Annotated in this window: 20 protein-coding genes; 14 read left to right on the forward strand and 6 right to left on the reverse strand. The window is 71.4% G+C overall.

Translation table 11 applies throughout. The features are described 5' to 3' along the window. Positions 1-119: 119 nt before the first annotated feature. From ACFY3D_RS29095 to ACFY3D_RS29110, 4 genes are all read left to right on the forward strand, one after another. Positions 120-1,688 carry a serine/threonine-protein kinase gene (locus ACFY3D_RS29095; protein WP_389985040.1) on the forward strand — a complete coding sequence of 523 codons (1,569 nt, stop codon included), beginning with the start codon at positions 120-122 and terminating at the stop codon, positions 1,686-1,688. Then, complete coding sequence (locus ACFY3D_RS29100; RefSeq protein WP_389985043.1) at positions 1,685-3,538, forward strand: hypothetical protein; 1,854 nt, start codon at positions 1,685-1,687, stop codon at positions 3,536-3,538. Before ACFY3D_RS29095 ends, ACFY3D_RS29100 begins: the two co-directional genes overlap by 4 nt. After that, the gene (locus ACFY3D_RS29105) at positions 3,531-5,078 is read left to right on the forward strand and encodes a serine/threonine-protein kinase (protein ID WP_389985046.1); all 1,548 of its coding nucleotides are present in this window, start codon (positions 3,531-3,533) and stop codon (positions 5,076-5,078) included. Before ACFY3D_RS29100 ends, ACFY3D_RS29105 begins: the two co-directional genes overlap by 8 nt. A 78-nt stretch (positions 5,079-5,156) precedes the next feature. Further along, positions 5,157-6,494: a hypothetical protein gene (locus ACFY3D_RS29110; protein ID WP_389985049.1), complete on the forward strand. Its 1,338-nt coding sequence runs from the start codon at positions 5,157-5,159 to the stop codon at positions 6,492-6,494. A 46-nt stretch (positions 6,495-6,540) separates the two neighbouring features. Here ACFY3D_RS29110 and ACFY3D_RS29115 read toward each other — a convergent pair whose 3' ends face one another. Beyond that, positions 6,541-7,497 carry a winged helix-turn-helix transcriptional regulator gene (locus ACFY3D_RS29115; RefSeq protein WP_389985052.1) on the reverse strand — a complete coding sequence of 319 codons (957 nt, stop codon included), beginning with the start codon at positions 7,495-7,497 and terminating at the stop codon, positions 6,541-6,543. A 360-nt stretch (positions 7,498-7,857) separates the two neighbouring features. On the opposite strand from ACFY3D_RS29115, the gene ACFY3D_RS29120 reads away from it, so the two are divergent. Next, on the forward strand, positions 7,858-8,049 hold the full coding sequence (locus ACFY3D_RS29120) for a hypothetical protein (RefSeq protein ID WP_350946588.1): 192 nt from the start codon (positions 7,858-7,860) through the stop codon (positions 8,047-8,049). Positions 8,050-8,306: 257 nt separating this feature from the next. Here ACFY3D_RS29120 and ACFY3D_RS29125 read toward each other — a convergent pair whose 3' ends face one another. Together ACFY3D_RS29125 and ACFY3D_RS29130 are read right to left on the reverse strand one after the other, a co-directional pair. Then, positions 8,307-8,624 carry a DUF3817 domain-containing protein gene (locus tag ACFY3D_RS29125; RefSeq protein WP_350946587.1) on the reverse strand — a complete coding sequence of 106 codons (318 nt, stop codon included), beginning with the start codon at positions 8,622-8,624 and terminating at the stop codon, positions 8,307-8,309. A gap of 29 nt (positions 8,625-8,653) precedes the next feature. Beyond that, positions 8,654-9,556 carry an SURF1 family protein gene (locus ACFY3D_RS29130; RefSeq protein WP_389985055.1) on the reverse strand — a complete coding sequence of 301 codons (903 nt, stop codon included), beginning with the start codon at positions 9,554-9,556 and terminating at the stop codon, positions 8,654-8,656. Between the two features lie 320 nt (positions 9,557-9,876). Here ACFY3D_RS29130 and ACFY3D_RS29135 point away from each other — a divergent pair, with 320 nt between their 5' ends. Then, positions 9,877-10,053 carry a hypothetical protein gene (locus tag ACFY3D_RS29135; protein ID WP_350946585.1) on the forward strand — a complete coding sequence of 59 codons (177 nt, stop codon included), beginning with the start codon at positions 9,877-9,879 and terminating at the stop codon, positions 10,051-10,053. A 187-nt stretch (positions 10,054-10,240) separates the two neighbouring features. Here ACFY3D_RS29135 and ACFY3D_RS29140 read toward each other — a convergent pair whose 3' ends face one another. Next, positions 10,241-12,007 (reverse strand): gamma-glutamyltransferase family protein, encoded by a 1,767-nt coding sequence (locus ACFY3D_RS29140; RefSeq protein WP_389985058.1) that lies wholly within the window; start codon positions 12,005-12,007, stop codon positions 10,241-10,243. A gap of 131 nt (positions 12,008-12,138) precedes the next feature. Between ACFY3D_RS29140 and ACFY3D_RS29145 the strand changes: the two genes are divergently transcribed. From ACFY3D_RS29145 to ACFY3D_RS29165, 5 genes are all read left to right on the forward strand, one after another. Then, a complete protein-coding gene (locus ACFY3D_RS29145) occupies positions 12,139-13,266 on the forward strand; it encodes a sensor histidine kinase (RefSeq protein WP_389985061.1) in 1,128 nt (375 codons plus the stop codon). Next, on the forward strand, positions 13,263-13,910 hold the full coding sequence (locus ACFY3D_RS29150; RefSeq protein ID WP_389985064.1) for a response regulator: 648 nt from the start codon (positions 13,263-13,265) through the stop codon (positions 13,908-13,910). Before ACFY3D_RS29145 ends, ACFY3D_RS29150 begins: the two co-directional genes overlap by 4 nt. Before the next feature lie 93 nt (positions 13,911-14,003). Continuing rightward, positions 14,004-14,627: a Uma2 family endonuclease gene (locus tag ACFY3D_RS29155; RefSeq protein WP_389985067.1), complete on the forward strand. Its 624-nt coding sequence runs from the start codon at positions 14,004-14,006 to the stop codon at positions 14,625-14,627. Positions 14,628-14,923: 296 nt separating this feature from the next. Then, positions 14,924-16,078 carry a sulfite exporter TauE/SafE family protein gene (locus ACFY3D_RS29160; RefSeq protein ID WP_389985070.1) on the forward strand — a complete coding sequence of 385 codons (1,155 nt, stop codon included), beginning with the start codon at positions 14,924-14,926 and terminating at the stop codon, positions 16,076-16,078. 295 nt (positions 16,079-16,373) lie between these two features. After that, a complete protein-coding gene (locus tag ACFY3D_RS29165; RefSeq protein WP_389985073.1) occupies positions 16,374-17,783 on the forward strand; it encodes a tetratricopeptide repeat protein in 1,410 nt (469 codons plus the stop codon). A gap of 134 nt (positions 17,784-17,917) precedes the next feature. Here ACFY3D_RS29165 and ald read toward each other — a convergent pair whose 3' ends face one another. Further along, complete coding sequence (gene ald, locus ACFY3D_RS29170; protein ID WP_350946576.1) at positions 17,918-19,033, reverse strand: alanine dehydrogenase; 1,116 nt, start codon at positions 19,031-19,033, stop codon at positions 17,918-17,920. Positions 19,034-19,137: 104 nt separating this feature from the next. After that, on the reverse strand, positions 19,138-20,532 hold the full coding sequence (locus ACFY3D_RS29175; RefSeq protein ID WP_350946575.1) for an aspartate aminotransferase family protein: 1,395 nt from the start codon (positions 20,530-20,532) through the stop codon (positions 19,138-19,140). A gap of 281 nt (positions 20,533-20,813) precedes the next feature. On the opposite strand from ACFY3D_RS29175, the gene ACFY3D_RS29180 reads away from it, so the two are divergent. From ACFY3D_RS29180 to ACFY3D_RS29190, 3 genes are all read left to right on the forward strand, one after another. Continuing rightward, positions 20,814-22,160 carry a M20/M25/M40 family metallo-hydrolase gene (locus tag ACFY3D_RS29180; protein WP_350946574.1) on the forward strand — a complete coding sequence of 449 codons (1,347 nt, stop codon included), beginning with the start codon at positions 20,814-20,816 and terminating at the stop codon, positions 22,158-22,160. 261 nt (positions 22,161-22,421) lie between these two features. Then, entirely contained in the window at positions 22,422-24,272 is a 1,851-nt protein-coding gene (locus tag ACFY3D_RS29185; RefSeq protein ID WP_389985078.1) for a substrate-binding and VWA domain-containing protein, read from the forward strand. Then, positions 24,272-25,003: a hypothetical protein gene (locus tag ACFY3D_RS29190; RefSeq protein WP_350946572.1), complete on the forward strand. Its 732-nt coding sequence runs from the start codon at positions 24,272-24,274 to the stop codon at positions 25,001-25,003. Before ACFY3D_RS29185 ends, ACFY3D_RS29190 begins: the two co-directional genes overlap by 1 nt. Positions 25,004-25,010: the final 7 nt, after the last annotated feature.

Below are 25,010 nucleotides of genomic sequence, written 5' to 3' on the forward strand. Positions count from 1 at the left end.
TGCTCGTAACACTACGAGAACAGAAGCCACGGGGCGATGGATGGGGCGGAATCATTGTTCATTGGTTCATGTGCCACTAAGTGACTATGTTGCTGTCCGCGATGGGTTGAGCGAACGGGGTGAACGGGATCGACACTCGAGTGCTGGCGGGCCGTTACCGGCTGCTGAACCCTCTCGCCGAGGGCGGGGCGGGCACGGTCTGGCTCGCCACCGACGAGACGCTTGGCCGCGACGTGGCGGTGAAGGAGGTACGGCTCCCGCCTGACCTCGATCCCGCCAGGCGACAGGAGATCTTCGCCTCGGCGCTCCGCGAGGCGAACCTCGCCGCCCGGCTCAAGCACCCCTCGATCGTGACCGTCCACGACGTGATCATCGATCGGGATCAGCCCTGGCTCGTCATGGAGTTGCTGTCGGGCACCTCCCTGGAGCAGACCGTCCGCGACCGGAGCCCGCTGCCCGCGCACCAGGTGGCGAGGATCGGCGTGGGCATCCTCAGCGCGCTCGGTGCCGCGCACACCGCCGGGGTGGTCCACCACGACGTCAAGCCCGGCAACGTCTTCCTCACCAGGACCGGTAAGGCCGTCCTCACCGACTTCGGGTTCGCGGTCGCCGACGGCGAGGCCACCTCGGGCCGGACCGGCCATCTGGTCGGCTCGCCCAACTACATCGCGCCGGAACGGCTGCGCGGCGAGCGCGGCGGCCCCGCCTCCGACCTGTGGTCCCTCGGCGCCACGCTCTACTTCGCCGTCGAGGGGGTGCCGCCACACCCCGCGGAGAGCCCCATCGCGGCGATCGGCCGGGTGCTCACCGAACCGCCGAGGCCGCCGGAGCGCGCGGGCGAGCTGGGCGCGCTGCTGACGCGCATGCTCGACCCGGTTCCCGAGACCCGGCCGTCCTTCGAGTCCGTCGCCCGCTCGCTGGGAGAGCTGGCCTCCGGTCGTACGGCGACCGGGACACCGGCCGCGCCACCCGTCCCCCCGCCGTCTCCCGCCCCCGTCTCCGTACTGCCGCCCACGTCGCGCCTGAGCCGTACGGCGCGGTGGGCCGCCGTCGAGACGGCCGGGATCGCGGTGGTCGTCGCGGTCACCTTCGGGGTGACGTTCCTGCTCACCTCGAACCCCACGGCCGCCGAGAAACGGGTCAGGCTCAGCGAGAGCCCCGGCGCCTTCGCCACGCCGGTGGACGTGTGCGCGCTCGTCCCCGGCTCCATGGCCAGGCAGCTGCTGCCCGCGCTGGCGGGCGAGGGCAAGCCGACCAACGACGGTGGCTGCCAGTGGGCCACCAGCGGCATGGGGTTGGAGGTGCGTCCCTCCGGTGCCGACCAGTGGGGCAAGAGCCCGCGGCAGGCCCACGAGCTGTTCGTGAACCGGCGCCATGAGGTCATACCGAGCGGGGAGAACGCCTGGAGCTGGCCGGAGATCCAGGCCGGTATCCGCTCCTCGCGCAGTACGGCGCCGATGGCGGTGGAACCCGTCGGGGACGAGGCGTTCGGCTACGACGTCTACGAGAATCGCAAGACAGGCAGGCTGGAGCAGAGCTACGTGGTCGTACGCGTGGACAACCTCGTCCTCGACGTCGGTTACACCGTGGTCGACGGCAGCAAGGACGGCCCGGCGATCCAGGCGGGCGCTCACACCACCGCGACATGGGTCGCGAACGCCTTGAACAAGCAGAAAGCGAGCGGATGAACCATCCAGAGGTCCCTCGAACGCAGGGCAGGCACGCGGGCGCGCACGCCGCTCCCACCGCGCCGGGACCCGGGATCGCCGGAGCCGAGGGCGCGCCGATGCTTGAACAGAGCTCACTGGAACAGGTGATCGCCCGGTTCGGGCCGATGTCCCCGCAGCAGGCCGCGGTGGTCGGGGTGGCCGTGCTGGACCAGCTCGTGGTGTCGCACCGGCAGGGCATGCTCCACGGCGACGTACGGCCGGGTTCGGTGCTGCTCGGCCCGTACGAGCAGATCGTCCTCTCCGCGCCGTCCCTGCCGTCCCCGCTCTTCACCTCCCCCGAGGGGGTGACCAGCCCCGCCGCCGACCTGTGGTCACTCGGCGCGACCCTCTACACCGCCGTCGAGGGCCGTCCGCCGTCGCCCGGCGGTTCCCTGGACAACGCGGGCCCGATCGCACCTGTCCTGTTCCATCTGCTCGCGGCCGACCCCTCCCAGCGGCCCGACCCGGTCACCCTGCGCGGCGCCCTGATCGAGGTCTCCCAGTACCGTCCAGGACCTCCGGCCGCGCCGCCTCCCACCGGCGCGCTCCCTTCGACCTCGGGAGGTTTCGTCGGGGGAACCTCGGAGCCGGGAGCCTCCGGCCCCCCTTCTTCCGTTTCCTCCCCTTCCATCCCCTTCACCCCCGGGGCCTTCGGGCAGACGCCCCCTCCGGGCCCCGCCGCTCCCGGGGCCCCGGGAGCGGCCACCACGACAGGGCCGCAGAGGTACGAGGCGACCGCGCCCCTCGGAGGTCCCGGGGTCGCGGGCAGGCAGGAGGACGAGGCCGCCCCGTCCCGCCCGGGAGAGGAGACCGCGCCCTTCAGGAAGACCCTCACCGAGCAGATGTCCGACATCACGGCGAAGCTTCCCCAGCAGGACGCCCCCGTCCCCCCGCAGGTCGCGCTCTCCTCCTCTCCGGGCACGCCGATCGCCTGGCAGAACCAGCCCTCGCAGAACCAGCCCTCACCGCAGCAGCGGACCGCCCCCGGCCTCCCCCCGCAGGGACAGCCCCACCAGGGCACGCCCCAGCAGGGACAGCCTCACCCCGGCGCGCCCTTCCCCTCCGCTCCCACACCGCCCCACCAGAACCCGCAGGACGCCCCCACCTCGCGTGAGCCGGCCCCCCTTCCCGTTCCCACACCATCGGGCGCGTCCACGGAGCCTCCCGAGCGGACGACGGGGGTGCTCGTCCCCCGGCCCGTCGTCGCGCTCACCGGCGCGCTGCTCTTCGGCATGGCGGTCACCATCGGCGTCCTCCTCACCTCGATCGTCACGAACGCCGACGACACCATCGCCGCCGAGCCCTCGGGCGCCAAGGGCCGCTTCGCCACGGCTCCCCGGGCCTGCGGCCTGCTCGACGACGACCAGGTGAGCCAGGTCGTACCGGGATACAAGAGCTCGGAGGTCGAGCACTCCGTCTGCAACTGGCTCAACCAGCACGACTGGCGCAAGCCCAACGTCGAGAAGTACGACCTGCGCGTCCGGTTGATCGCCCAGAGGCAGGACGGTTCCGAGGTCATGAGGGCGAGGGAGTATCTGGCGGGCAAGAAGAAGGATCTCGTCGACAAGGGCCAGTTCGTCACCCCCAAACCCCTCCCGCCCAAGGACCTGCGGGGCGTCGGCGAGGAGGCGTTCACCTCGGGCACGTACAACGCCATCAACCTGTACAACGGCTCCTACAAGGCGACCGTGGTCTTCCGGGTCAGCAACCTGATCGCCGAGGTCGAGTACGAGCGGGGCGGCGTCAAGGAGGACCCCGACGGCAAGATCGCCGAAGGCGCGCTGCGGGTGGCCCGCTGGCTCAACGACTCCCTGAAAACCGATGACTGATCGGATGGCGGGGCCGCTGCCGATACTGGCGGGTCGCTACCGGGCCGTGGAGAAGCTCGGCGCGGGCGGGATGGGCGTCGTGTGGCGGGCCCGCGACGAGCTGCTCCACCGCGAGGTCGCGATCAAGGAGGTCAAGCTCGGCCCGCACCTGCCCGAGGCGCAACGCGTCGAGGCGCGGGAACGCACCCTGCGCGAGGCGCGTGCCGCCGCTCGGCTGGGGCACCCGTCCATCGTGGCCGTACACGACGTCGTCGCGCAGGACGGCCGCCCGTGGATCGTGATGGACCTGGTCAAGGGCCGTTCGCTGGAACAGGCGATCCAGGCCGAGGGGCCGCTCCCGCCCCGGCGAGCGGCCGTGATCGGCCTGGCCGTGCTGGACGCGCTCGCCCTCGCACACAGCCGGGGCATCGTGCACCGCGACGTGAAACCGGCGAACATCATGCTCGCCGTGGACGGCGGGGTGCTGCTGACCGACTTCGGCATCGCCGTCCTGGAGGGGGACGTCCAGCTCACCTCCCCGGACGCGCTGATCGGCTCCCCCGGCTACATGGCCCCCGAGCGGCTGCGCGGCACCGACGACGGCCCGGCCACCGACCTGTGGTCCCTCGCGGCGACCCTGTACACGGCCGTCGAGGGCCGGAGTCCCTTCCGTCGCGACACCCCGGCCGCGACCATCGGCGCGATCCTCACCCAGGAGGTGCCACCGCCCCGCAGGGCGGGGGATCTGACTCCGGTGCTCATGGCGGCCCTGTCCAAGGATCCCCGACTGCGCCCGGGGGAGGCGGGACTGCGCACGGCCCTGCGGCAGATCTCCCAGGGACTGCCTCCGCAGCCGCTCTCCCCGGTCTCCCCCGGCCCGCCCGCCCCGCCCCTCTCCACGCAGGAGACCGTGCCGGGAAGGCGGGTGGCCAAGCCCCGCCGTACCGCCCTGATCACCGGGGCCGCGCTCGCCACGGTGGCGCTCGCCGCGACCGGGGCGGTGGTCCTGATGACGTCGAACGACTCCGAAGCGCCCGCGACCCCGTCGCCCACGACCGGCGCCGGACGGTTCGCCACCGCGCCCGACGCCTGCTCGCTGCTGGCGGACTCCCAAAGCCGGGCCGTGGCGCCCGGCGCGACCCCCGAGCCCGCGACGACCACGCGGGCGGAAGAGGGGTCCTCCTGCGGCTGGGGTGGGCCGTCGGAAGCGCACTGGTTGCGGGTCTCACTCACCCGCAAGGCCCCCGTGAACGCGAAGGCCGCCCCGGAGGTGGCCCACGAGTTCTTCGTCTCCGAACGCACCAGGACCATCGCCGACAAGGGAGAAGGCCCTCTCGGCGCGACCGGTGCCGTCAGGAAGGCCGATCGGGTGGGCGCGGAGGCCTTCGCCTTCGACGTGACCGCGCTGGACCGGGTCCACTCCACGGTTCGTTTCCGGATCAGCAACCTGCTGATCGAGGTCGACGTGTCACAGAAGGGCGAGCGCCCGAACGCCGAAATGCGCCGGCAGGCCCTTCGCGCCGCCCGCCAGGTCGCCGAGAAGCTGAACAACCTTGACTGAGCGCCCTCGTCCCGTGTTTCCCCCGGCGGCCCTCGGGCGACCGGCGCGGTTCGACACCAGCGCACCCGAGGAACCGGTATGAGCGACCCGAACCTGCTGGCCGGTCGCTATCGGTTGCTGGAGCGCCGCGACCGCGCAGGAACCACCTGGCGTTCCCGCGACGAACTGCTCCAGCGCGACGTCACGGTCACCGGGATGGCGCTCCCGCCACCCGGCCCGCAGCGCGACGGCCTTCTCGCCAGGATCCGCGCCGCGGCGGACCTCAGGCACCCGAACGTCATCACCCTGCACGACGTCGTCTCCTTCCCCGACCAGGTCTGGCTGATCCTGGAGTCGGTCGAGGGCCGCTCGGTGCTGCAGACCGTCCGGGCCGAGGGGCCGCTCACCTCCGAGCGGACGGCCGAGGTCGGGCTGCGCGTACTGGACGCGCAGACCGCCGCCCACGAGCGCGGTGTTCACCTTCTGGCAGGCCCGGAGAGCGTGCTTCTCACCCCTGACGGCAGGGTCGTGGTCACCGGCTTCGCCATCTTCGACACCACCGACGAGCTGCGCGACCTGGGCGCCCTCCTGTTCACCGCCGTCGAGGGACAGGTGCCGGACACCGGCCCGCGCCCGGCGGACGGCACCGTCCCGGCCTCTCCCCTGGGGGACCTCGTCGAATCCGGCCCCGCCTCGGGGGGCACCGGCGCGGCGACCTCCGGCCCGCTCGCCCCGCTGGTGGAGAGTCTGCTCACGGCCGACCCGGCCCACCGCCCGGACGCCGACACCGCCCGCACGATCCTGCGGGGACTCACCCCCCGGCCCGCCGGATCACGCCGCCCCCTCCTGATCGTCGTGGCCGCCGCGCTGGTCCTCCTGGCCGGCGGCGGTACGGCGTTCTGGCTCTGGTCCCGTCCCGCGTCCCAGCCGACGAACGCGGCTCCGGCGCCGCTGCCCACCTTCTTCGCGAAGGCTCCTGACCCGTGCTCCCTGATCTCGGAGGAGCAGGCGGGCCGCCTCTACCTCGCGCCCTCCCCGTCGAGAGAGAAGGCGACGTGCGAGTGGCAGGCGGCTGACACGACCGCGCCCGGCAGTCTCAGGAACACGCTGAAGATCACCGTCGTCCGTGAATCGAAGGCGACGCTCGCGCACGCGAGATACCTTCGCCTCCACGCACAGGACGTGAAGGACACGCGGACCGTGAGCGCTCTCGCCGATGTGCCGGGGCTCGGCGACGAGGCCTACGCCTACCAGATCAGCAACGGTCATTCGAGCGTCAACTCGGTGATCGTCATCCGTGTGGGAAACATCGTGACGGCGCTGCAGTACCACCGGTTCACCGTTCCGGACACCGATGGCAGGGGCAGCGCCGGAGCCCTCCAGGCGGCCCGCTGGACGGTCGACTCACTCCGCGTCCGGGAGACGCCCTCCGGGTAGCGAACCCCCGAGCGCCGTCCCTCCGGTCGTGAACCTCCGAGCGCCGTCACCCGGGTAGCGAACCCTCAAGCGTCGTCATCGGGTCATCGGGGAGGATGAAGCGCACCTCGCGTCGCTGGAGCGGTCGGTCGCACGCCCTGCACAGCAGGACCGGCTGGAACGCGGCGCCACAGAACGCGTGGGTGATCGACAGGGCCGAGCCCTCGGGGGCGGGGAACTCGCGCTGGGCCCAGTCGACGAGGAAGGCGAAGACCTCGAAGAAGGCGAGTCCTTTGTCCGTGAGCCGGTACGAGCCGTCGGGCCGGGCGTCGAAGACGCGCAGTTCGACGAAGCGGCGCAGCCGGTCGGTGAGCACCGAGGGCGCGACGCCGAGGCCGGACTGGAAGTCGACGAACCGGCGGATGCCGAGGAACGCCCCGGCCAGGACGCTGGTGCTCCACCGGTCGCCGAGGATCTCCATCGACGTCGTGTAGTAGCCGATCAGGTCGATCGGGGTGTCGGCGCGGACCGTGCGGCGGTGCCGTCGCGGTGTCCCGATCCGGGAGAACGTGGCGAGCGGGCCCGGCTCGGTCCGGGTGTCGCGGGCACTCATCGGCCGCAGGCAGGAACCGCACCCGAGGTGCGGCCTGGCGTCCTGACCGCACTGCTCGTGCAGCAGCGGCGGGCGCCGTTTCGGCTCGACCCAGTCTCGCTCCCACGCGTGGATCGCCACCAGCAGGGCCCACAACCGGAGCCCGCGCTCCGTCAGCCGATACTCGTAGCGGGTGCGACCGCTGCGGTACGCCGACAGCTCGAAGATGCCGTGGTCGACCAGTTCCCTGAGCCTGGCGGCGAGAACCGACTCGGAGATGCCCAGCGCCTCGTGCCAGCCGGCGAAGGTCCGGATCCGCAGCAGGAACGCCCGCTGCAGGATCAGCAGCACCCACCGGTCTCCCAGGATCGCCAGTGCCTGCCCGATCGCACTGAGCTCGCCTCGCGCCGGCTCCCGCTCAGTGCCGTCCACAGCCTGTCCTCCACATGGTCGCGTGATCGTTCTCGCCGCCGGCGAGCATGGTCGAGCCCGTCCGGTCGTCACTCCTGCGGTGGTGCCCGTCGCCGAACCCGGCACCTACGAGCATGATCATGTCGGTTTCCGGTGGAACATGTTCACTCTCGTTCCCGGCGAAACCGCCAAACTACCAACCCGGCGCCGCCTGGACAGCCCGGTACGCCCTCCTGCCACACCTGCGGCAGGGGACGGCCATCACCGGGAAAATCGCGATATATCTCGGCTGGAACCACGGCGATGGGTTCACACGTTGGACGGGCGACGCACAATGAACTACAGACGGGGCGTCCGCCCCGCGTTCGGAGGATGTTGAGGATGTCGCCCGTCCAGAAGTACGCGATCGGCGCCGGAGCAGTGGTGTTCCTGTCGTGGCTGTTCCTGCCAGGTTTCCTGACGCTGCTGATCCTCCTGGGCGTCGTCGCCGCCCCGGTCGTCGGCTATCTGATGCTCGACCCGTCTCAGCGCGAGCGTCTCAAGCGTTCGCGTCGCCGGGGGCTCGGCCGCTGACGCGGGACGCCCCCCGCACGGCCCGGCCTCGCGATCCCGTTTCCGAGCCGGGCCGTTCAGGCGCGCCTCACAGACCCCCCTCCAGGCCGGGCCGTTCAGACGCACCCCACACACCGCCTCCGGGCCGGGCCGGGCCGTTCAGACGCATCTCGCGAGCCCGTCTTCGAACCCGGCGCGGGCCGGGTGGCCCGCTTCCGGACCTGACCTGGTCCCGGTCGGACGCACCGTGACCCGCCTCCGGCCCCGGCCCGGATCGGTCAGGCGGTGGCGGCGGCGGTCGCGAGCTCCGACTCCACCCGGCGGGTCACCCTGCGCTCGAACACGAACGAGAGCAGCGGCACGGTGCCCGCGAGCATCACCCCGAGGATGTACTGCCACGTCCAGCGTGCCTTCATGCCCAGGTTCATCGTGGCCACGAGATAGAGCATGTAAAGGAAGCCGTGGATCGGAGAGACGATCTTCGAGGGCTCCTCGATACCGAAGCCGTACCTGAGCACGATGCAGGTGACCAGGATGAGCAGCATCACGCCGACGATGTAGGCCAGGATGCGAAAGGGCTTGAGAGCGGATTCCACGGTCGGTTACCTCGGTCTTGGGGTTCGGTTCACGGGGCGGTACGGGCCGGTAGGGCGGGCGTCTCCGGCTCTCCACCGGCGCCGCCCTCGTGGGCGGCCCCCGGGCCGGGGGCGATCCCGGCGTCGGAGGCGGAGTCGGGACCGGCACCGGATCCGGTGTCGGTGTCAGTGGCGGTGTCGGCCTCAGGGGCGGTGGGAGTGGCGTCGATCTTCCGCGTGCCGCCGCGCAGCGCGTCACGAACGAAATGCCACCACATGAAGACCGCGAAAAGCCCGAAGATCCACCACTGGGCGGCGTAGGCGAGGTTGCGCCAGGTGAGCCCGCCCGGCTCGGTCGGCGGAGGGGCGCTCACCGGCCTGGCCGCGACCGCGGGAGCCGGTGACTGGGCGGTGGCGATCACGAAACCGTCGCGCAGCTTCGTACCCCGCCAGAGGTTGACCAGTTCGGCCGACGACACGGTCAGCACCTGCCCCGGCGGCAGCTGCCTGGTCCGGCGCTGGACGCTGTCGGTGGACTCCGAGGGCCGCAGGCGCCCGCTGAGGGTCACCCGCCCCTCGGCAGGGGCCGTGACGGCGGGATCTCCCGCCGTGGCCACCCAGCCGCGTACGACCGGGATGGAGGTGCCGTCGCCGAGGTCCAGCGGGGCCAGCAGCCACAGACCCCCGTCGCGCTCGGCCACCAGGAGCTGCTTCGAGACGTCGAAGGTCCCCTCGGCGGTCACCTGGCGGCTGACCGCGTCGGCCGTCATGTGCTTCCCCGGCGCGGTGAGGGTGGCGACCGCCACGGGGGCGGGATCCCGCAGCGACTGGGGCATGCCGGAATCCTCGAAGACGCCGAGCTGCCACCTGCCCAGCAGCCCGCACACGACGAGGGCCCCGACCGCGAGCAGGTGGAGCACCACCACGCGGGCGGAGAACAGGATCCGGAGCATGACACCACGCTATCCGCCCCGGTCGGCGGTCCGGCCCTCAGCACCCGTTCTCAGCCGGGCACCAGGCTTCCGACCCGATCCCCCCAGTCGGCGACCCGGCCCCAGTGCCCGTTCCCCACCGGTCGCCGGGTGGCCGTCCCGATCCGCCCGGGATCGGCGGTCCGCCCCCGGTCCCGCCGACCGGCGGACGTCTCCCCGATCCGCCCGGGGCCGACGCCCCGGTCCCCCAGCTCTCGGCCCCCGGTCAGGCAGCGGAATCCGTCTCGTGAAAGTGGACAAATCAGTGTTGGGAGGTATCCCGTATCGCTACAGTCATCTCCATGTCTGATCCTCAGCAGATTGACCCCGCGGGCAACACCCAGGCGTTCCGCGCGTTCGCCCAGCGTAAGGACCCCGAGGCCGCCCCTGAGAAGCGGTCGCTCGTCCTGCCGATCACGGCGGCGGTGGTGGTCGGGGTGCTGGTCGTCGTCGCCGTGGCCGCGTACCTGCTGCTCTGACGACCGGGGAGTCCGCAGCGCCGAAGGCATCGCCCTCGGCGCTTTTCGCGTTCCCGAACGTCCCTGGACGTCCTTAGACGTCCCGCCGACGCCCTTCGGCGTCCCCGGCGGCGCGGCCGAGACCACGCCGCCGGATCCGTTATCCGTTCGCGCCGTCACCGTACGTGCCGCCGCGAGTACGGGAACCCTATCTGCGCTCGTTCACCACCAGCGCGCTGCCTCCGCCGCGACGGGTCGGCTCCGCCACCGCCTGGAGTTTCCCGTTCCGCAGGAACTCGACCGCGGTGGCCGCGCCGATCTCGGGGTTCAGTACGAGGCTGTGGCCCCGTTCGGTGAGTTCGGCGCCGTAGCGGTCGATGTATGCCTGCTCCGCCTGGGTCTGAGGGGTGTTGCGCTGGGTGGCCCGGGGCGCGGCGAGCGCCTCGGGGAGCGACATGCCGAGGTCCCAGCGGTTGACCAGGATCTGCAGCACGGTGGTGATGATCGTCGAACCGCCGGGGGAACCCAGCGCGAGCAGTGGCCTGCCGTCGTCCAGCACGATCGTCGGCGCCATCGAGGAACGGGGCCGCTTGCCCGGGGCGGGCAGGTTCGGGTCGCCGGGGGCCGGGCCGAAGGTGAAGTCGGTCAGCTCGTTGTTGAGCAGGAAACCCCGGCCGGGGACGACGATGCCGTTGCCGCCGGTCGACTCGATGGTGATGTTGTAGGCGACCACGTTGTTCCACCGGTCGGTGACCACCAGGTGCGTGGTCTCCGGCCCTTCGGGGGCCGACGGGGTGGCCTCCGCCGAGGGAGCGGGCGCGCACGGCCCGTACGTCCCGTCGGGGTTACCGGGCGCGACCGGGCTCGTCAGCGCCCGCTCGCCGATCAGGCAGGCGCGTTCCTTGGCGAACCCGTCGGAGAGCAGCTCCTGGAGCGGGACGCCCGGGATGTCGCCGACGTACTTGCCCCGGTCTGCGAAGGAGAGCCTGGATGCCTCCAGATACTCGTGCTCACCGACCTTCGGCAGGACCTGGAGGATGTTGAGCGCCTCGCCGACCGTCGAGCCTCCCGAGGACGGCGGCGCCATGCCGTACACGTCCATGCCCTTGTACGTCACCTTCGTGGGCGGCCGTTCGAGCGCCCGGTAGGCCTTGAGGTCGGCCAGCTCCATCAGCCCCGGCCGCACGTTACGGGTGGAGCCCGGGGTGACCGGCGGCTTCTTCACGGTGGCCACGACCTCGGCGCCCAGGGAGCCGCCGTACAGCCACCCGCCGCCCTGCTTACCGAGTTTGCGGTAGGTCTCGGCCAGCTCGGGGTTGCGGAAGGTGGAACCGACCGGCGGCGGGGCGCCGTTCGGCAGGTAGAGCTTGGCGGTGGAGGTGAAGTCCTTGAAACGGGCGGCGTTCGCGGCTGTCTGGTCGTAGAAGGTCTGGTCGACCTTGAATCCCTTGGAGGCGAGCTCGGTCGCGGGTTTCAGCGCCTGCTTCAGCGAGAGCGTGCCGAATTTGCGCAGCGCCAGCTCCCACTGGGCCACGCTGCCGGGCACCCCCGCGGACAGCCCGCTGGTCACGGCCTCCTCGAACGGGATGCCCTCCAGAGAGGTCGGCCCCATCGCCTTCGGAGCGGTCTCCCTGCCGTCGATCGTGTGGACCTTCTTGTGGCGCGCGTCGTAGTAGACGATGAACCCGCCCCCGGCCAGCCCGGCCGAGTAGGGCTCGGTCACCCCCAGGGCGGCCGCGGCGGCGACCGCCGCGTCCATGGCGTTGCCGCCCTGGCGCAGCACGCCCAGCGCGACCTTGCTGGCGTCGAGGTCGACGGTCGAGACCGCGCCCCCGTACCCCTCCGCGACGGGTTTCTTCTCCGCACCCGGCCGTACCGGTGACGCCTGTGGAGAGGCGGCGGCGGGTTGGACGAGCAGTAAGGAACTTCCCACCAGGACCCCCGCCAGGGGGGCGGCGACTCGACGATTGATCATGATGACCTCCCGCAGACAGCTTGACTCAGCCCGTAAGACTTGTCAGCCCCTTCCCTACCGCAGGGGATGTATCGCCTCATGCCTCACGGGATGGACGCGCCCTGCCTGTGGGCGCACGTACAGTGCTGAGCGTGCACGTCAAACCCCGCTGGGCCGAGTTGCTGCTCCCGCTGCTCGTGGGGGTCTTCCAGGGCGTGGTCACCCGCGGTGTGCAGTGGTGGCAGGTCCACGACCCCGGCATACTCAGGATCCCGCTCGACCCGCTGGGCTGGGTGCTCCTGCTGGCCGGGCCGCTGGTCCTGATCGTACGCCGGCGCCGTCCGGTGCTCAGCCTGGCCGTCGCGGCGGGCTCCACAGTGATCTTCATCGGCCTCGGCTACTCCTACGGGCCGGTCTTCCTCAGTCCGATCATCGCGTTCCACACCGCCGTGGTCACCGGGCACCGGCGGGTGGCCTGGTCGATATGGGGCCTGGCCTACGTGTTCTTCGTGGTTTATACGTCCTGGTTCGCCCCCGTTCGTACGACCGGCTGGTTTCACGATCTCGCGGTGGCCGCGCTGATGGGCCTCGCGGTGGTGGCCGCCGAGGTCTCCCGGGCCAGGAGGGAGCGGCAGGCCGAGCACGCGCGGGTGGAGCAGGAGGAGCTACGGCGGCGGGCCAGCGAGGAGCGGCTCACCATGGCCCAGGAGCTGCACGACGTCCTCGCGCACAACATCTCCCTCATCCACGTGCAGGCGTCCACCGCGCTGCACCTCATCGACGATCACCCCGAGCAGGCGCGGACCGCGCTCACCACGATCAAGCAGGCGTCCAAGGACGTGCTGACCGAGATGCGGTCGGTGCTCAACGTCCTGCGCGACGGCGCCCCCCGTTCCCCCACCGCCGGGCTGGACCGGCTCGACGAGCTCATCGAGCGCAGCGGGCTGCCGGTCACCAAGAAGATCGTCGGCGAGGCCGGGCCGCTGCCTCCCGGCGTCGACCGGGCCGGGTACCGCATCGTGCAGGAGGCCCTCACCAACGTCACCCGGCACGCTCCCGGCGCCTCGGTCACGATCGTGCTCGACTACGCTCCCCACGCGCTCACCGTCCAGGTCACCGACTCGGGCGGCGACGCCCCCGGGGAGAGCCTGGGCAGCGGGAACGGCGTTCCCGGCATGCGGGAGCGGGCATCGGCGCTCGGGGGAACGCTCACCGCCACGCACCACGGCCGGGGCTTCCGCGTCGAGGCCCTGCTGCCGATCCCGGAGGAATCCCGATGATCAAGATTGTTCTCGCCGACGACCAGGCCCTCGTCAGGGCGGGGTTCCGTGCCCTGCTGGACGCGCAGCCGGGGATGACCGTGGTGGCCGAGGCCTCCGACGGGGCCCAGGCCCTGCGGCTCGCCGCCGAGCACGAGCCGGACGTGGTCCTGATGGACATCCGCATGCCCGGCATGGACGGACTGACCGCCACCCGGGAGATGCCCGCGGGACCGAAGATCATCATCCTCACGACCTTCGAACTGGACGAGTACGTCTTCGAGGCCCTCCGGGGCGGCGCCAGCGGCTTCCTCGTCAAGGACACCGAACCGGCCGAGCTCATCCAGGCCGTCCGGGTGGTGGCCGCCGGCGACGCCCTGCTCTCCCCCGGCGTGACCCGTCGCCTGATCGCCGAGTACGCGAGCCGGGCCAAGGAGCCGCGCCACGCCCGCGACCTCGACCTGCTCACCGACCGCGAGCGCGAGGTCCTCGCCCTGGTCGGCACCGGCATGACCAACGACGAGATCGCGGGCAAACTCTTCCTGAGCCCGGCCACCGCCAAGACCCACATCAGCCGGACCATGATGAAACTCCACGCCCGCGACCGCGCCCAGCTGGTCGTCATCGCCTACGAATCCGGCCTCGTCCGCCCCGGCTGGATCTGACGCCCCACATTCCGGTAAAGGCTCGCGTCGCCCCACACCACTTGCGATACTCACCGTGTTCAGAAGAACACGAAGGGACATATCGTCATGGCCATGACCTCGCGACGAAGCCACGCCAAGCTGTGCCCCTCCCCCGAGACCTCGTCCCAGCCCTTGCCAGGAACGGCGCGCGAACTCTTCGACGCGCTTCCGCAGCTTCCAGGGCTGCGGACCGAAATCATCGATGGGAGACTGGTAGTGAGCCCGATGGGCACCCCTGAGCACGCCAGGATCGCGATGCGCCTGTATCGCGCCCTTCTTCCCCTCCTTGAGGAGAAAGAGTGGGATGGCTTCAGCGGCAACGTGGACGTCTGCATAGACGGACCGCGTGACCCGATCGTTCCCGACTTCGTGCTGGCGCCCGAAGACTGCCCGCGCTGGGGCGCCCGCGAGTTGCTCTCCTCCGGCCTCCTCATGGTCGCCGAGATCGTGTCCCCGGGCAGCACCTTCGACGACCGCGACCGCAAGCCCGCCATCTACGCCTCGGGCGGTGTCCCCGTGATGCTTCTGATCGACCCCGTGGTCTCCCCCGCCACCGTGACCGTCCTGAGCGACCCCAAGGAGGACGAGTACCGGACCTCCACCCGGGTCGAGATGGGTTCGCGCCTGCACCTGCCCGAGCCGGTCGACTTCACCCTCGACACCTCGATCTTCGCGAACACCCAGACCACACCGTGACGATCGGGGCCGTGCACCACGGACGGTAGGCTCCGTGGCCCCGATCGGCCGGGCGAATGCGGGCACTGCCCGTCAAGGGCCACCGGGGGATACCGCGAGGAATGTGGAAGTCCGGTAAGGACAGCGTGAGCGCTCGGTAAGGAAATGTCACTATCGGTCATCCTCCGCTGAGATTACGTTGGGTCAGTGGGGATCGGGATGGTTACCGGGGATGTCCGCTGAGCGCGGGGCCGGCCGCGCTGTTCGCCGCCGGGCTCGCCGCGGGACTGGTCGCGGGTACGGCCTCGTGCACGGTCGTGCAGGGTGGCCTGCTCACCGGTCTCACCTCTCGTGACCTTCCTGCCCGCTCCCGCCGGCACCGCGAGACCCGCGAGACCCGCGAATGCGACGGGACCGACGAACCCGGCAGGACCGACGGAGCCGACGAGCACGGTGAGACCGGCGGAGACGGCAAGGACGGCGGTGCCGGGGCGGGGCCTTCGGGTCCCGTGGTCGTCGCGCTCTTCCTCGCCGGGCGCCTCGGTTCCCACGTGGTGGCCGGGGCGCTGCTCGGACTGGCCGGGTCCGCCGTGCTGCTCGGCCCTCAGGTCAGGGCCGCGTTGCTCGTCGCGGCCGGGATCGCGGTCGCGGGCTTCGGAATCCGCATGTTCGGGCGCGGGCCGCGAACCGGATGCCACCCGGGCGTCGCATCGGGCGGACGTACGTCCCGTCGCGGCGGCATGTCCGGGATCACGGGACTCGCGGGACTCACCGTCCCCGCTCCCAGGGCGCTCGCGCTCGGTGCCGCGACGATCCTGCTGCCGTGCGGGGTGACGCTCGGCATCGAGACGGTGGCGGTCTCCAGCGGGTCGGCGCTGGGCGGGGGCGCGGTGATGGCGGGGTTCGTGGTGGGGACGACGCCCGCGTTCGCGCTTCTCGGGCTGGTCCTGCGGCGGGCCGCGACCACCAGGCTGGCGGCGCTGGCCGGGGTCGCCGCACTCGCGACGGGCCTGTGGACGATCTCCTCGGGACTGAGCCTCGGAGGGTGGCTCCCCGGATCCGGCGGCCCGGCGATGGCGGCGGAGACGCCGGCGGGAACCGCGCGGAACCCGATGGCGGGGGCGACGGACGAGGCGGGAGCGGCGGACGGCCCGGCGGGCGGCATCCCCGACGGCCCGGCGGGGACGACGGGCGATCAGGCGCGGGCGGCCGTACACTCCGGCGGCGTCCAGCGGATCGACATCTGGGCCACCGACCAGGGCTACCGGCCGGGTGTGGTGACCGCCCGCGCGGGATTCCCCACGGAGCTCGTCTTCCACCTGGTGGGCGCCCCCGGCTGCACCCGGACGCTCACGATCGACGGCCGCGACGTGACACTTCCCGCCACCGTACGGCTGGGCGCTCGGGACGCGGGCTCGCTGCGTTACGTCTGCTCGATGGGGATGTACGTGGGGTTCATCCGTTTCGTCTGACCGTGAGGATGGAGGTGAACGCCTCCCGGTGAGGTCTGGCTCGTCGTCCGACCGACCGTGGTGTCTTCAACAGGATCTGCCGACCTCGGCCGGGAGGCGTTCGTCCACACTCACCGGACGTGGCACCCCGATGACTCGACAGGCGTGCGGGCGGGATTCGTACGCCTCGTCCGAGCACCGGAGCGGACCGGGAGGCGGGGTGTCGAGCGAAAGTCCGCGATTACCCTCCGTCACGGAGCGCTTACGTGTCACCCTGTGATCTGTCGGTTGGGCGCCGTCGGCGAGGAGTGTGATCATGGGGTGGCCTGACGACCCGGAGACGACCGCGGGGCTGATACCCACCCCCCGCGGCACCGAGCACGAGAACGACATGGACGGCGAGACGGAGTTGCTGCTCGCCGCGCACGGCGGCGACGTACAGGCCGCCCACCTGCTCGGCCGCCACTTCGCCCAGTGCGGTGACCGTTCGGCGGCGCGGCACTGGTGGGAGCGCGCGGCGGCCGCGGGAAACCTCGACAGCGCCTACAACCTGGGCATCTGGCACGAGAAACACGGCACCCCCGCGGAGGCCGCGAGGTGGTACGAGCTGGCGGCGAACGCCGGAGACGTCGAGGCGGCGGTGAACCTGGCGACCCTCCTGCTGGACCAGCACGGCGACGTCCCCGCCGCCCGGCGGTGGTTCGAGACGGCGGCCGGGGCGGGCTCCCGGGCGGCGGCCAGGCGGCTCGCGCTGCTCTGCGAGGACGGCGGCGAGGTGAAGGCCGCCGTGGAGTGGCATCGCAGGGCCGCGATGGACGGTGACCTCGCCTCGGCCCACGATCTCGGCTTCCTCGCCTACGCCGCCGGGGAGGAGGACGAGGCGCTGCGCTGGTGGGAATCGGCCGCCAGGAACGGTCATGCCGACGCGGCCTACCATCTCGGGCTGTTCCTGCAGGCCAATCTCGATCCCGAGGGGGCGGAGGCGTTCTTCCGGCTGGCCGCCAGGCACGAGCACCCCGGTGCCGCGTCCCAGCTCGGCGGGATCGCGCTCTCCCTCGGTGACCTGCGTACCGCGCGTGCCTGGTTCGAGCGGGCGGCCTGCACCGGCAGGATCGACGACCAGCGAACGGCCGGGTTCGTGTGCGTGGAGATGAGCGACGCGCAGGGGGCCGGCCACTGGTTCAGCCGGGCCGCGGCGAGCGGCGACCCGGAGGCCGCCTTCAATTTCGGCCTGCTGCTCATCGCCGAGCACAGCGACCTGCAGGGCGGTCAGCACTGGTTCCGCCAGGCGGCACAGGCCGGGCACCACCGGGCCGCGGTCGAGCTGGCCGCGCTGCTGTCGGCCGCGGGGTTCTCCCGCGAGGCGGAGCGGTGGCTGTCCGACCCGCCCTCTCCTCCGTGGGGCCGGACCGCCGAGCCGGAGCTCGTCGCCCGCGCCGAGCTGGCCGCGGCCGCCGTCGCCCGGCGGGGCGGCGCCCCCCTGAGGATCGCCGACCTGACCGAGATCCTCGGCACCTGGGATCTCGTCACCCGGCCGTTGCGCGACCACACCGACGTCACGGCGTGGCTGGCCGAGCGGAGCGGGCTGCCGTTGGGCGCGGTCGAGCACCTGGCCGCCGTACGGGCCGCGCTGTTGCGTCCCGGCGGCGTCCCCTGGCCGACCCCGGCGGAGATCGAGCACGTCCTGATCACCGCCCGCGCCCTGCGCTCGGCTCTGTCACCGTGACCGGCACCGGCCGCGTTCCGTGCTCCGGCCGATCACCGTGACCGGCGCCGGCCGCCTCTCACGAACCGGTCCGGCCGGACCTGTGGATCCCGCACGTCCCGCACCCTGACCGCGCGGGACGTGCGGGATCCGGCTCAGGCGGCGATGACCTCGGAGACCGGCACGTACGGCAGTTCGAGGGCGATGGCGACCTGCTCGTTGGTGAGCCGTCCCGCGTGGGTGTTGAGACCCGGCGCGAGGGAGGCGTCCTGCTGGAGCGCTTCCTTCCAGCCCAGGCCGGCCAGCTTGACCGCGTAGGGCAGCGTGGCGTTGGTCAGCGCGTAGGTGGAGGTGTTGGCGACGGACCCCGGCATGTTGGCCACGCAGTAGAAGATCGAGTTGTGGACCTGGTAGGTCGGCTCGGCGTGCGTGGTCGGGCGGGAGTCCTCGAAGCAGCCGCCCTGGTCGATCGCGATGTCGACGAGCACGGAGCCCGGCTTCATCCGGGAGACCAGTTCGTTGGAGACGAGGGTCGGGGCCTTGGCCCCGGGGATCAGCACCGCGCCGATGACGAGATCGGCCTCCAGGACCTCCTTCTCGATCGCGTACGAGGTCGAGACGAGGGTCTTGAGACGGCCCTGGTAGATGGCGTCGATGAAACGCAGGCGATCGACGTTGAGGTCGAGGACGGTGACGTCGGCGCCCATGCCGACCGCGATCTGCGCGGCGTTGAGCCCGGAGACGCCCGCGCCGATGACGACGACCTTGGCGGGCGCCACACCGGGCACGCCGCCGGGCAGCACGCCGCGCCCGCCGTTGAAGCGCATGAGGTTGTAGGCGCCGACCTGCGGGGCGAGCCGGCCCGCGACCTCGGACATCGGGGCGAGCAGCGGCAGGGTGTTGCCGACCTGGACGGTCTCGTACGCGATGCCGGTGACCTCGCGCTCAAGGAGGGCCTCGGTGCACTCGCGGCCCGCCGCGAGGTGCAGGTAGGTGAAGAGCACCTGGCCGGGGCGCATGCGGTGGTACTCCTCCGCGATGGGCTCCTTCACCTTGAGGATCATCTCGGCCTGGTCCCACACCTCGTCCGCGGTGTCGAGGATCTTGGCGCCGGCGAAGAGGTACTCCTCGTCGGTGAGGTGCGAGCCGAGGCCCGCGTCACGCTGGATGTAGACGTCGTGGCCGTGGCGGACAAGCTCGTGCACGCCCGCCGGGGTCGCGGCGACGCGGTACTCGTGGTTCTTGACCTCGGCAGGCACGCCGATCTTCATGGGATTTCCTTTCCTTGGTTCAACGGAGTGGCGCCGAGGTCTGTGCGGGTGCGGCGCGGGTCACTCCGGCGGATCCGGCGCCCGGAAGGCGCGGACGTGCGCGCTCAGAGGCGGCTCCACGCCTCTGTCAGCACCGAGCGGAGGATGGACTCGATCTCGTCGAACTCCTTCGGCCCGCAGATGAGCGGCGGGGCGAGCTGGATGACGGGGTCGCCCCGGTCGTCGGCGCGGCAGTACAGGCCCGCCTCGTAGAGGGCGCCGGAGAGGAAGCCCCTGATGAGGCGCTCGGACTCCTCGGTGTTGAAGGTCTCCTTGGTCGCCTTGTCCTTGACGAGCTCGATGCCCCAGAAGTAACCGGAGCCGCGCACGTCGCCGACGATCGGCAGGTCGCGCAGGCGCTCCAGGGTGGAGCGGAAGACCGGTTCGTTGCGGGTGACGTGGCCGAGCAGGTCCTCCCGCTCGAACAGGTCGAGGTTGGCCAGCGCGACGGCCGAGGACACCGGGTGGCCGCCGAAGGTGTAGCCGTGGGCGAACATCTCGGTGCCGTTCTTGAACGGCTCGAAGAGGCGGTCGGAGGCGATCATGGCGCCGATCGGCGAGTAGCCGCTGGTCATGCCCTTGGCGCAGGTGATGATGTCGGGCACGTAGTCGAACTTCTGCCCGCCGAACATGGTGCCGAGGCGGCCGAAGGCGCAGATGACCTCGTCCGAGACGAGCAGGACGTCGTACTCGTCGCAGATCTCGCGCAGGCGCTGGAAGTATCCGGGGGGCGGCGGGAAGCAGCCGCCCGCGTTCTGCACCGGCTCGACGAAGACGGCGGCCACGGTGTCGGGGCCCTCCATCTCGATGGCGCGGGCGACGCGCTCGGCGGCCCAGTAGCCGTACTGCTCGGGCGTCATGCCGGGCATGCCGGTGATCTCGTCGGCGCGGTAGTGGTTGGTGTTGGGCACCCTGACGGAACCCGGGACCAGCGGCTCGAACATCTGCTTGAAGGCCGGGATGCCGGTGATCGACAGGGCGCCCTGCGGGGTGCCGTGGTAGGCGATCTGGCGGCTGATGACCTTGTGCTTGAGCGGCCTGCCGGTGATCTTGAAGTACTGCTTGGCGAGTTTCCACGCGGTCTCGACGGCCTCGCCGCCGCCGGTGGTGAAGAAGACCCGGTTGAGGTCGCCGGGGGTCTCCGCGGCGAGCCGCTGGGCCAGCTCGACGGCCTTGGGGTGCGCGTACGACCACAGCGGGAAGAACGCCAGCTCCTGGGCCTGCTTGGCGGCGGCCTCGGCCAGCTCGCTGCGGCCGTGCCCCGCCTGGACCACGAAGAGCCCCGCGAGTCCGTCGAGGTAGCGCTTGCCGTGCACGTCGTAGATGTAGGAGCCCTCGCCCCGCACGATCATCGGCACCTCGGCACCCTCGTACGAGCTGTGCCGGGTGAAGTGCATCCACAGGTTGTCCTGGGCGGCCTTCATGAGCGAGGTCACGTCGGTGTTTTCAGGGTGCGTCATCGCGATCTTCCCTCGTTGAGCTGGGCTTCCAACAGTCTGCCTGCCAGAACAGCGCTTGCCAAGTGAAAACGTGGCATTAAAGTGCGAGAACCTCGGAATCCGCAAAACCGTCATGTAACAACGACGAAATCCGCGATCAGATGAGATGGCGGGCCGATCATTACCCAAACTCCGGTTCCACTTGGCGGAACCCTGATGTGCTGGAATCGTGCGCGAGAGCGGCCGTACTCACGGCTGTGATCCAATAGGACGCACCAGATATTGAGATGCGGGGGAAAGTCGTGACTCCTGACGAGATCGAGAACGCCGTCGCCACCGGCCTGCCCCAGGCGGTGGCCGACCTCAAGCGGCTCGTCTCCATCCCCTCGGTGGCCTTTCCCGGCCACCCCGAGGAGCCCGTGCACGCGGCCGCCGCCGTGACCGAGGAACTGCTGCGCAGCACCGGCCTGCCGCACGTCCGGCAGATCCCCGTCGAGGGCAGTTACCCCGCCGTCTACGCCGAGGCCCCCGCCCCGCCCGGTGCGCCGACCGTGCTCCTGTACGCGCACTACGACGTGCAGCCCACCGGCGACCTCGCGCTCTGGCGCACCCCGCCCTTCGAGCCGACGGAGATCGACGGCGCGATCTACGGCCGTGGCGCGGCCGACGACAAGTCGGGCGTCATCTCCCACGTCGCGGCGCTCCGCGCCTTCCAGGGGCGGTTCCCGGTCGGCGTCAAGGTCATCGTCGAGGGCCAGGAGGAGTACGCGGGCGAGCGCCTGGAGGCCTTCGTCGAGCAGAACCCCGAGCTGTTCCGCGCCGACGCGATCGTGGTCGCCGACACCGGCAACCCCCGCGTCGGCGACCCCGCGGTGACGACCTCGCTGCGCGGCACCGGCGCCTTCACCGTCGAGGTGCGCACCCTCAAGGAGTCGCTGCACAGCGGCTCGTTCGGCGGCGCCGCCCCCGACGCCCTCGCCGCGCTGATCCGGATGCTCGCCGCCCTGCACGACGACCACGGCGACATCCGCGTGCCCGGCCTGCCTCGCGGCAGCTTCCTCGGCTCGGGCCCGTCGGAGGAGGAGTTCCGCGTCACCGCGGGCGTGCTCGACGGCGTCTCCACGGTCGGTTCCGGCTCGCTCGCCGACCGCCTGTGGGCCTCGTACGCGATCACGGTCACCGGCCTGGACGTGCCGACGGTCTCCGGTGCGATCAACGCGGTGCAGGCCGTCGCGAGGGCCCGGGTGACCGTGCGGGTTCCCCCGGCCGGCGACCCGAAGACGACCGTCGAGGCCGTCGTCGACTTCCTGCGGCAGGTCGCCCCCTGGGGTGTCCAGGTGGAGGTCGGAGACTACACCATGGGCTCCGGCTACCTCGCCGACACCGGTGGCGCGGCCCGCTCCGCGCTGAACCGGGCCATGGAGCGCGCCTTCGGCCGCCCCCCGCGCGACGTCGGCGCCGGTGGCTCGATCCCGCTCGTCTCCACCTTCGTCAGGCAGTTCCCCGCCGCCACGATCCTGCTCTTCGGCGCCGAGGACGACGACGCGGCGATCCACGCCCCCAACGAGCGGGTGAACATCGAGGAGCTGCGCCGCACCGCCACCGCCGAGGCGCTCTTCCTCCAGGAGTACGCCTCCGCGGCGGTCTGAAGGCTGTACGCCTCCATCGCGATCTGACAGGCTGTACGCCTCCGCGACGGTCCGGCGGCCGACATCCATCGGGCACTTCCGGTGCTTACCGGGAGTGCCCTTGGCGTACGGGCACCCCTGTTTCTCCGGGGCTCGCGTCTCCGGTCGCGGAGCGTTCCCTCCCCCTGCCCGCTGCCGCGCCCGCGACGAACTCCGGTCGCGGAGAACTCTCGGGGCGGTTCGTTCGTCGGATAAGTACAGACATCCCCCCAGGAGGCAGGGTTGTACCAGCAACCGCAGCGCCGGCGTAGGAACTTCGCGCCGTTCATCGTCGCGATCATTCTCGCCGGAGCTCTGATCGTCGCCCTGCGGATCTTCGTCGGCGGAAACGAACCCGGAAGGTCGGGGGCGTCAGGGGCGTCAGGGACGTCGGGGGCGCCGAAGACCGGTGAGCAGTCCAAGGCGTGCGACGACGGCGTCACCCTCACCGTCACCGCCTCGTCGGAGAAGGCCGAGCTGCTTCGGACGATCGCCTCCGACTACAACGGCAAGACCGTGCAGGGGCGCTGCGCCGACGTCGTCATCGAGACCAAGGCGAGCGGCGGCGCGATGCAGGCGCTGGCCAGGGGCTGGGACGAACGCCAGGACGGCCCCCGCCCCGACGTGTGGTCGCCCGCCAGCAGCGGCTGGATCACCCTGCTCCAGCAGCGCGCCACCGGAAACGACTCCGCCTCCCTCGTCGCCGCCGACAACCCGTCGATCGCCAAGACGCCGCTGGTCGTCGCGATGCCCATGCCGATGGCCCAGGCGCTGGGCTGGCCGGACAAGAAGCTCGGCTGGTCCGACGTCCTCGCCGTGTCGGCCGGATCGTGGGCGAAGTACGACCACCCCGAGTGGGGGCGTTTCAAGCTCGGCAAGACCAACCCCAACTTCTCCACCAGCGGCCTGAACGCCACGATCGGCGCCTACTTCGCGGCGACCGGCCTGTCGGGCGACCTGTCGGAGAAGAACGTGGCCGACGCCAGGACCAGGGACTTCGTCCGGGACGTGGAACGTTCGATCGTGCACTACGGCGACACGACGCTGACGTTCCTGTCCAACCTGCAGCGGGCCGACGACGCGGGTGCGGGACTGAGCTACATCTCCGCGGTCGCGGTGGAGGAGAAGTCGGTCTGGGACTACAACCAGGGCAACCCGACCGGTGACCCCGCGACGCTGGGCAAGCACGCCAAGCCCAAGGTGCCGCTCGCGGCGATCTATCCCAAGGAGGGCACGCTCTACTCCGACAACCCGTACGCGGTGCTGAGCGCCCCGTGGGTCGACGACGCCAAGCGGGCGGTGGCGGCCGACTTCCTCGCCCACCTGCATGCCCCCGAGCAGCAGGACCGGTTCGCCGAGTTCGCCTTCCGCTCCCACGAGGGCAAGCCGGGCAAGCTGATCACCCAGGCGAACGGGCTGCTGCCCGCCGAGCCGAGGACGACCCTCAGCCCGCCCGCGCCGAACGTGCTCGACAAGGTGCTCACCGGCTGGGCCGACCTGCGCAAGCCCGCGAACGTCCTCATCGTCATCGACGTCTCCGGCTCGATGGGCGCCACCGTGCCCGGAACCGGCAAGAGCAAGCTCGACCTGGCCAAGCAGGCCGCGATCAACTCGCTGCCCCAGTTCGCCGCGCACGACAAGGTCGGGCTGTGGATGTTCTCCACCAAGCGTGACGGCGACAAGGACCACCTGGAGCTGGCCCCGCTCTCCGCCGTCGACAAGGCCCAGCGCGAGAAGCTGCGCGCCAGGCTCGAGGGCCTCACCCCCGACGGCGGCACGGGCCTGTACGACACCGCGCTCGCCGCCCACGAGCGGGTGCGCAAGCTGCGCGGCGGTGACGCGATCAACGCGGTGGTCTTCCTGACCGACGGCAAGAACGAGGACCCCGAGAGCCTCTCTTTGGAGAACCTGCTGCCCGACCTGCGTACCGAGGCCGGTCAGGAGACGGTGCGGATGTTCACCATCGCCTACGGCCAGGACGCCGACCTCGACGTGCTGAAGCAGATCTCCGAGGCGACCGCCGCCGCCGCGTACGACTCTCGCGAGCCGGGAAGTATCGATCAGGTGTTCACCGCGGTGGTATCCAACTTCTGATGGCACGCTTCGTCGACGAACTCAAGGACCCGTGGGGGCTGTTGCTGGGCGCGACCGCCGGCGGCGCCGCGTGGGCCGTCAGCGTGCACCCGATCGCCGCGGGGTTCGTCGGTGTCGTCGTCTGGCTGACCAAGGCCGGGATCTCGGCCTTGTCGGAGCGCGGGGACCGCGACCGGCCCGCCGTCACCCCCGGCAGCCAGGAGGAGTACTGGCTCACCCGGGCCGGATCCGCCGCGCACGGGTTCGGCGAGCTGAGCGCCTCGATGGAGCGCGGCCCGCTCGCCGAAAGGGTCGCGCTGATGCGTCCCCAGGTGGACGACTCGACGGCCACGCTGGAGCGGCTGGCCGAGCAGGCCTCGCTCACCGGCACCGCGCTGGCCAGGTTCGACCTGGAGATGCTCGGGCACGAGCGGGCCAGGCTGGCGCGGGCCCGGCAGGAGGCGGGGCCCGGCCTGGCCGAGGACCTCGACCGTGCCCTCGCCTCGCTGGACTCCCAGCGGGCCGTGGTCGAGCGGCTCTCCGCGACCCGGCAGCGGGTGCTCGCCCGGATGGAGTCGAGCGCGATCGGCATCGAAGGGCTCCTCGCCCGGCTGGTGGAACTGTCCGCGGTGTCGGCGAACGGGCCGCTGGAGCCACTGCGGGTGCTGGACGAGCTCGCCGACACCCTCGAAGGAGTCCGCCAGGGCCTCCACGAAACCGAACAGATCACGCGCGACGCGCTGGATCGATAAGGAGTCC

Origin of the sequence: Streptosporangium sp. NPDC000509, assembly GCF_042898365.1 — a bacterium.
Classification (GTDB): Bacteria; Actinomycetota; Actinomycetes; order Streptosporangiales; family Streptosporangiaceae; genus Streptosporangium.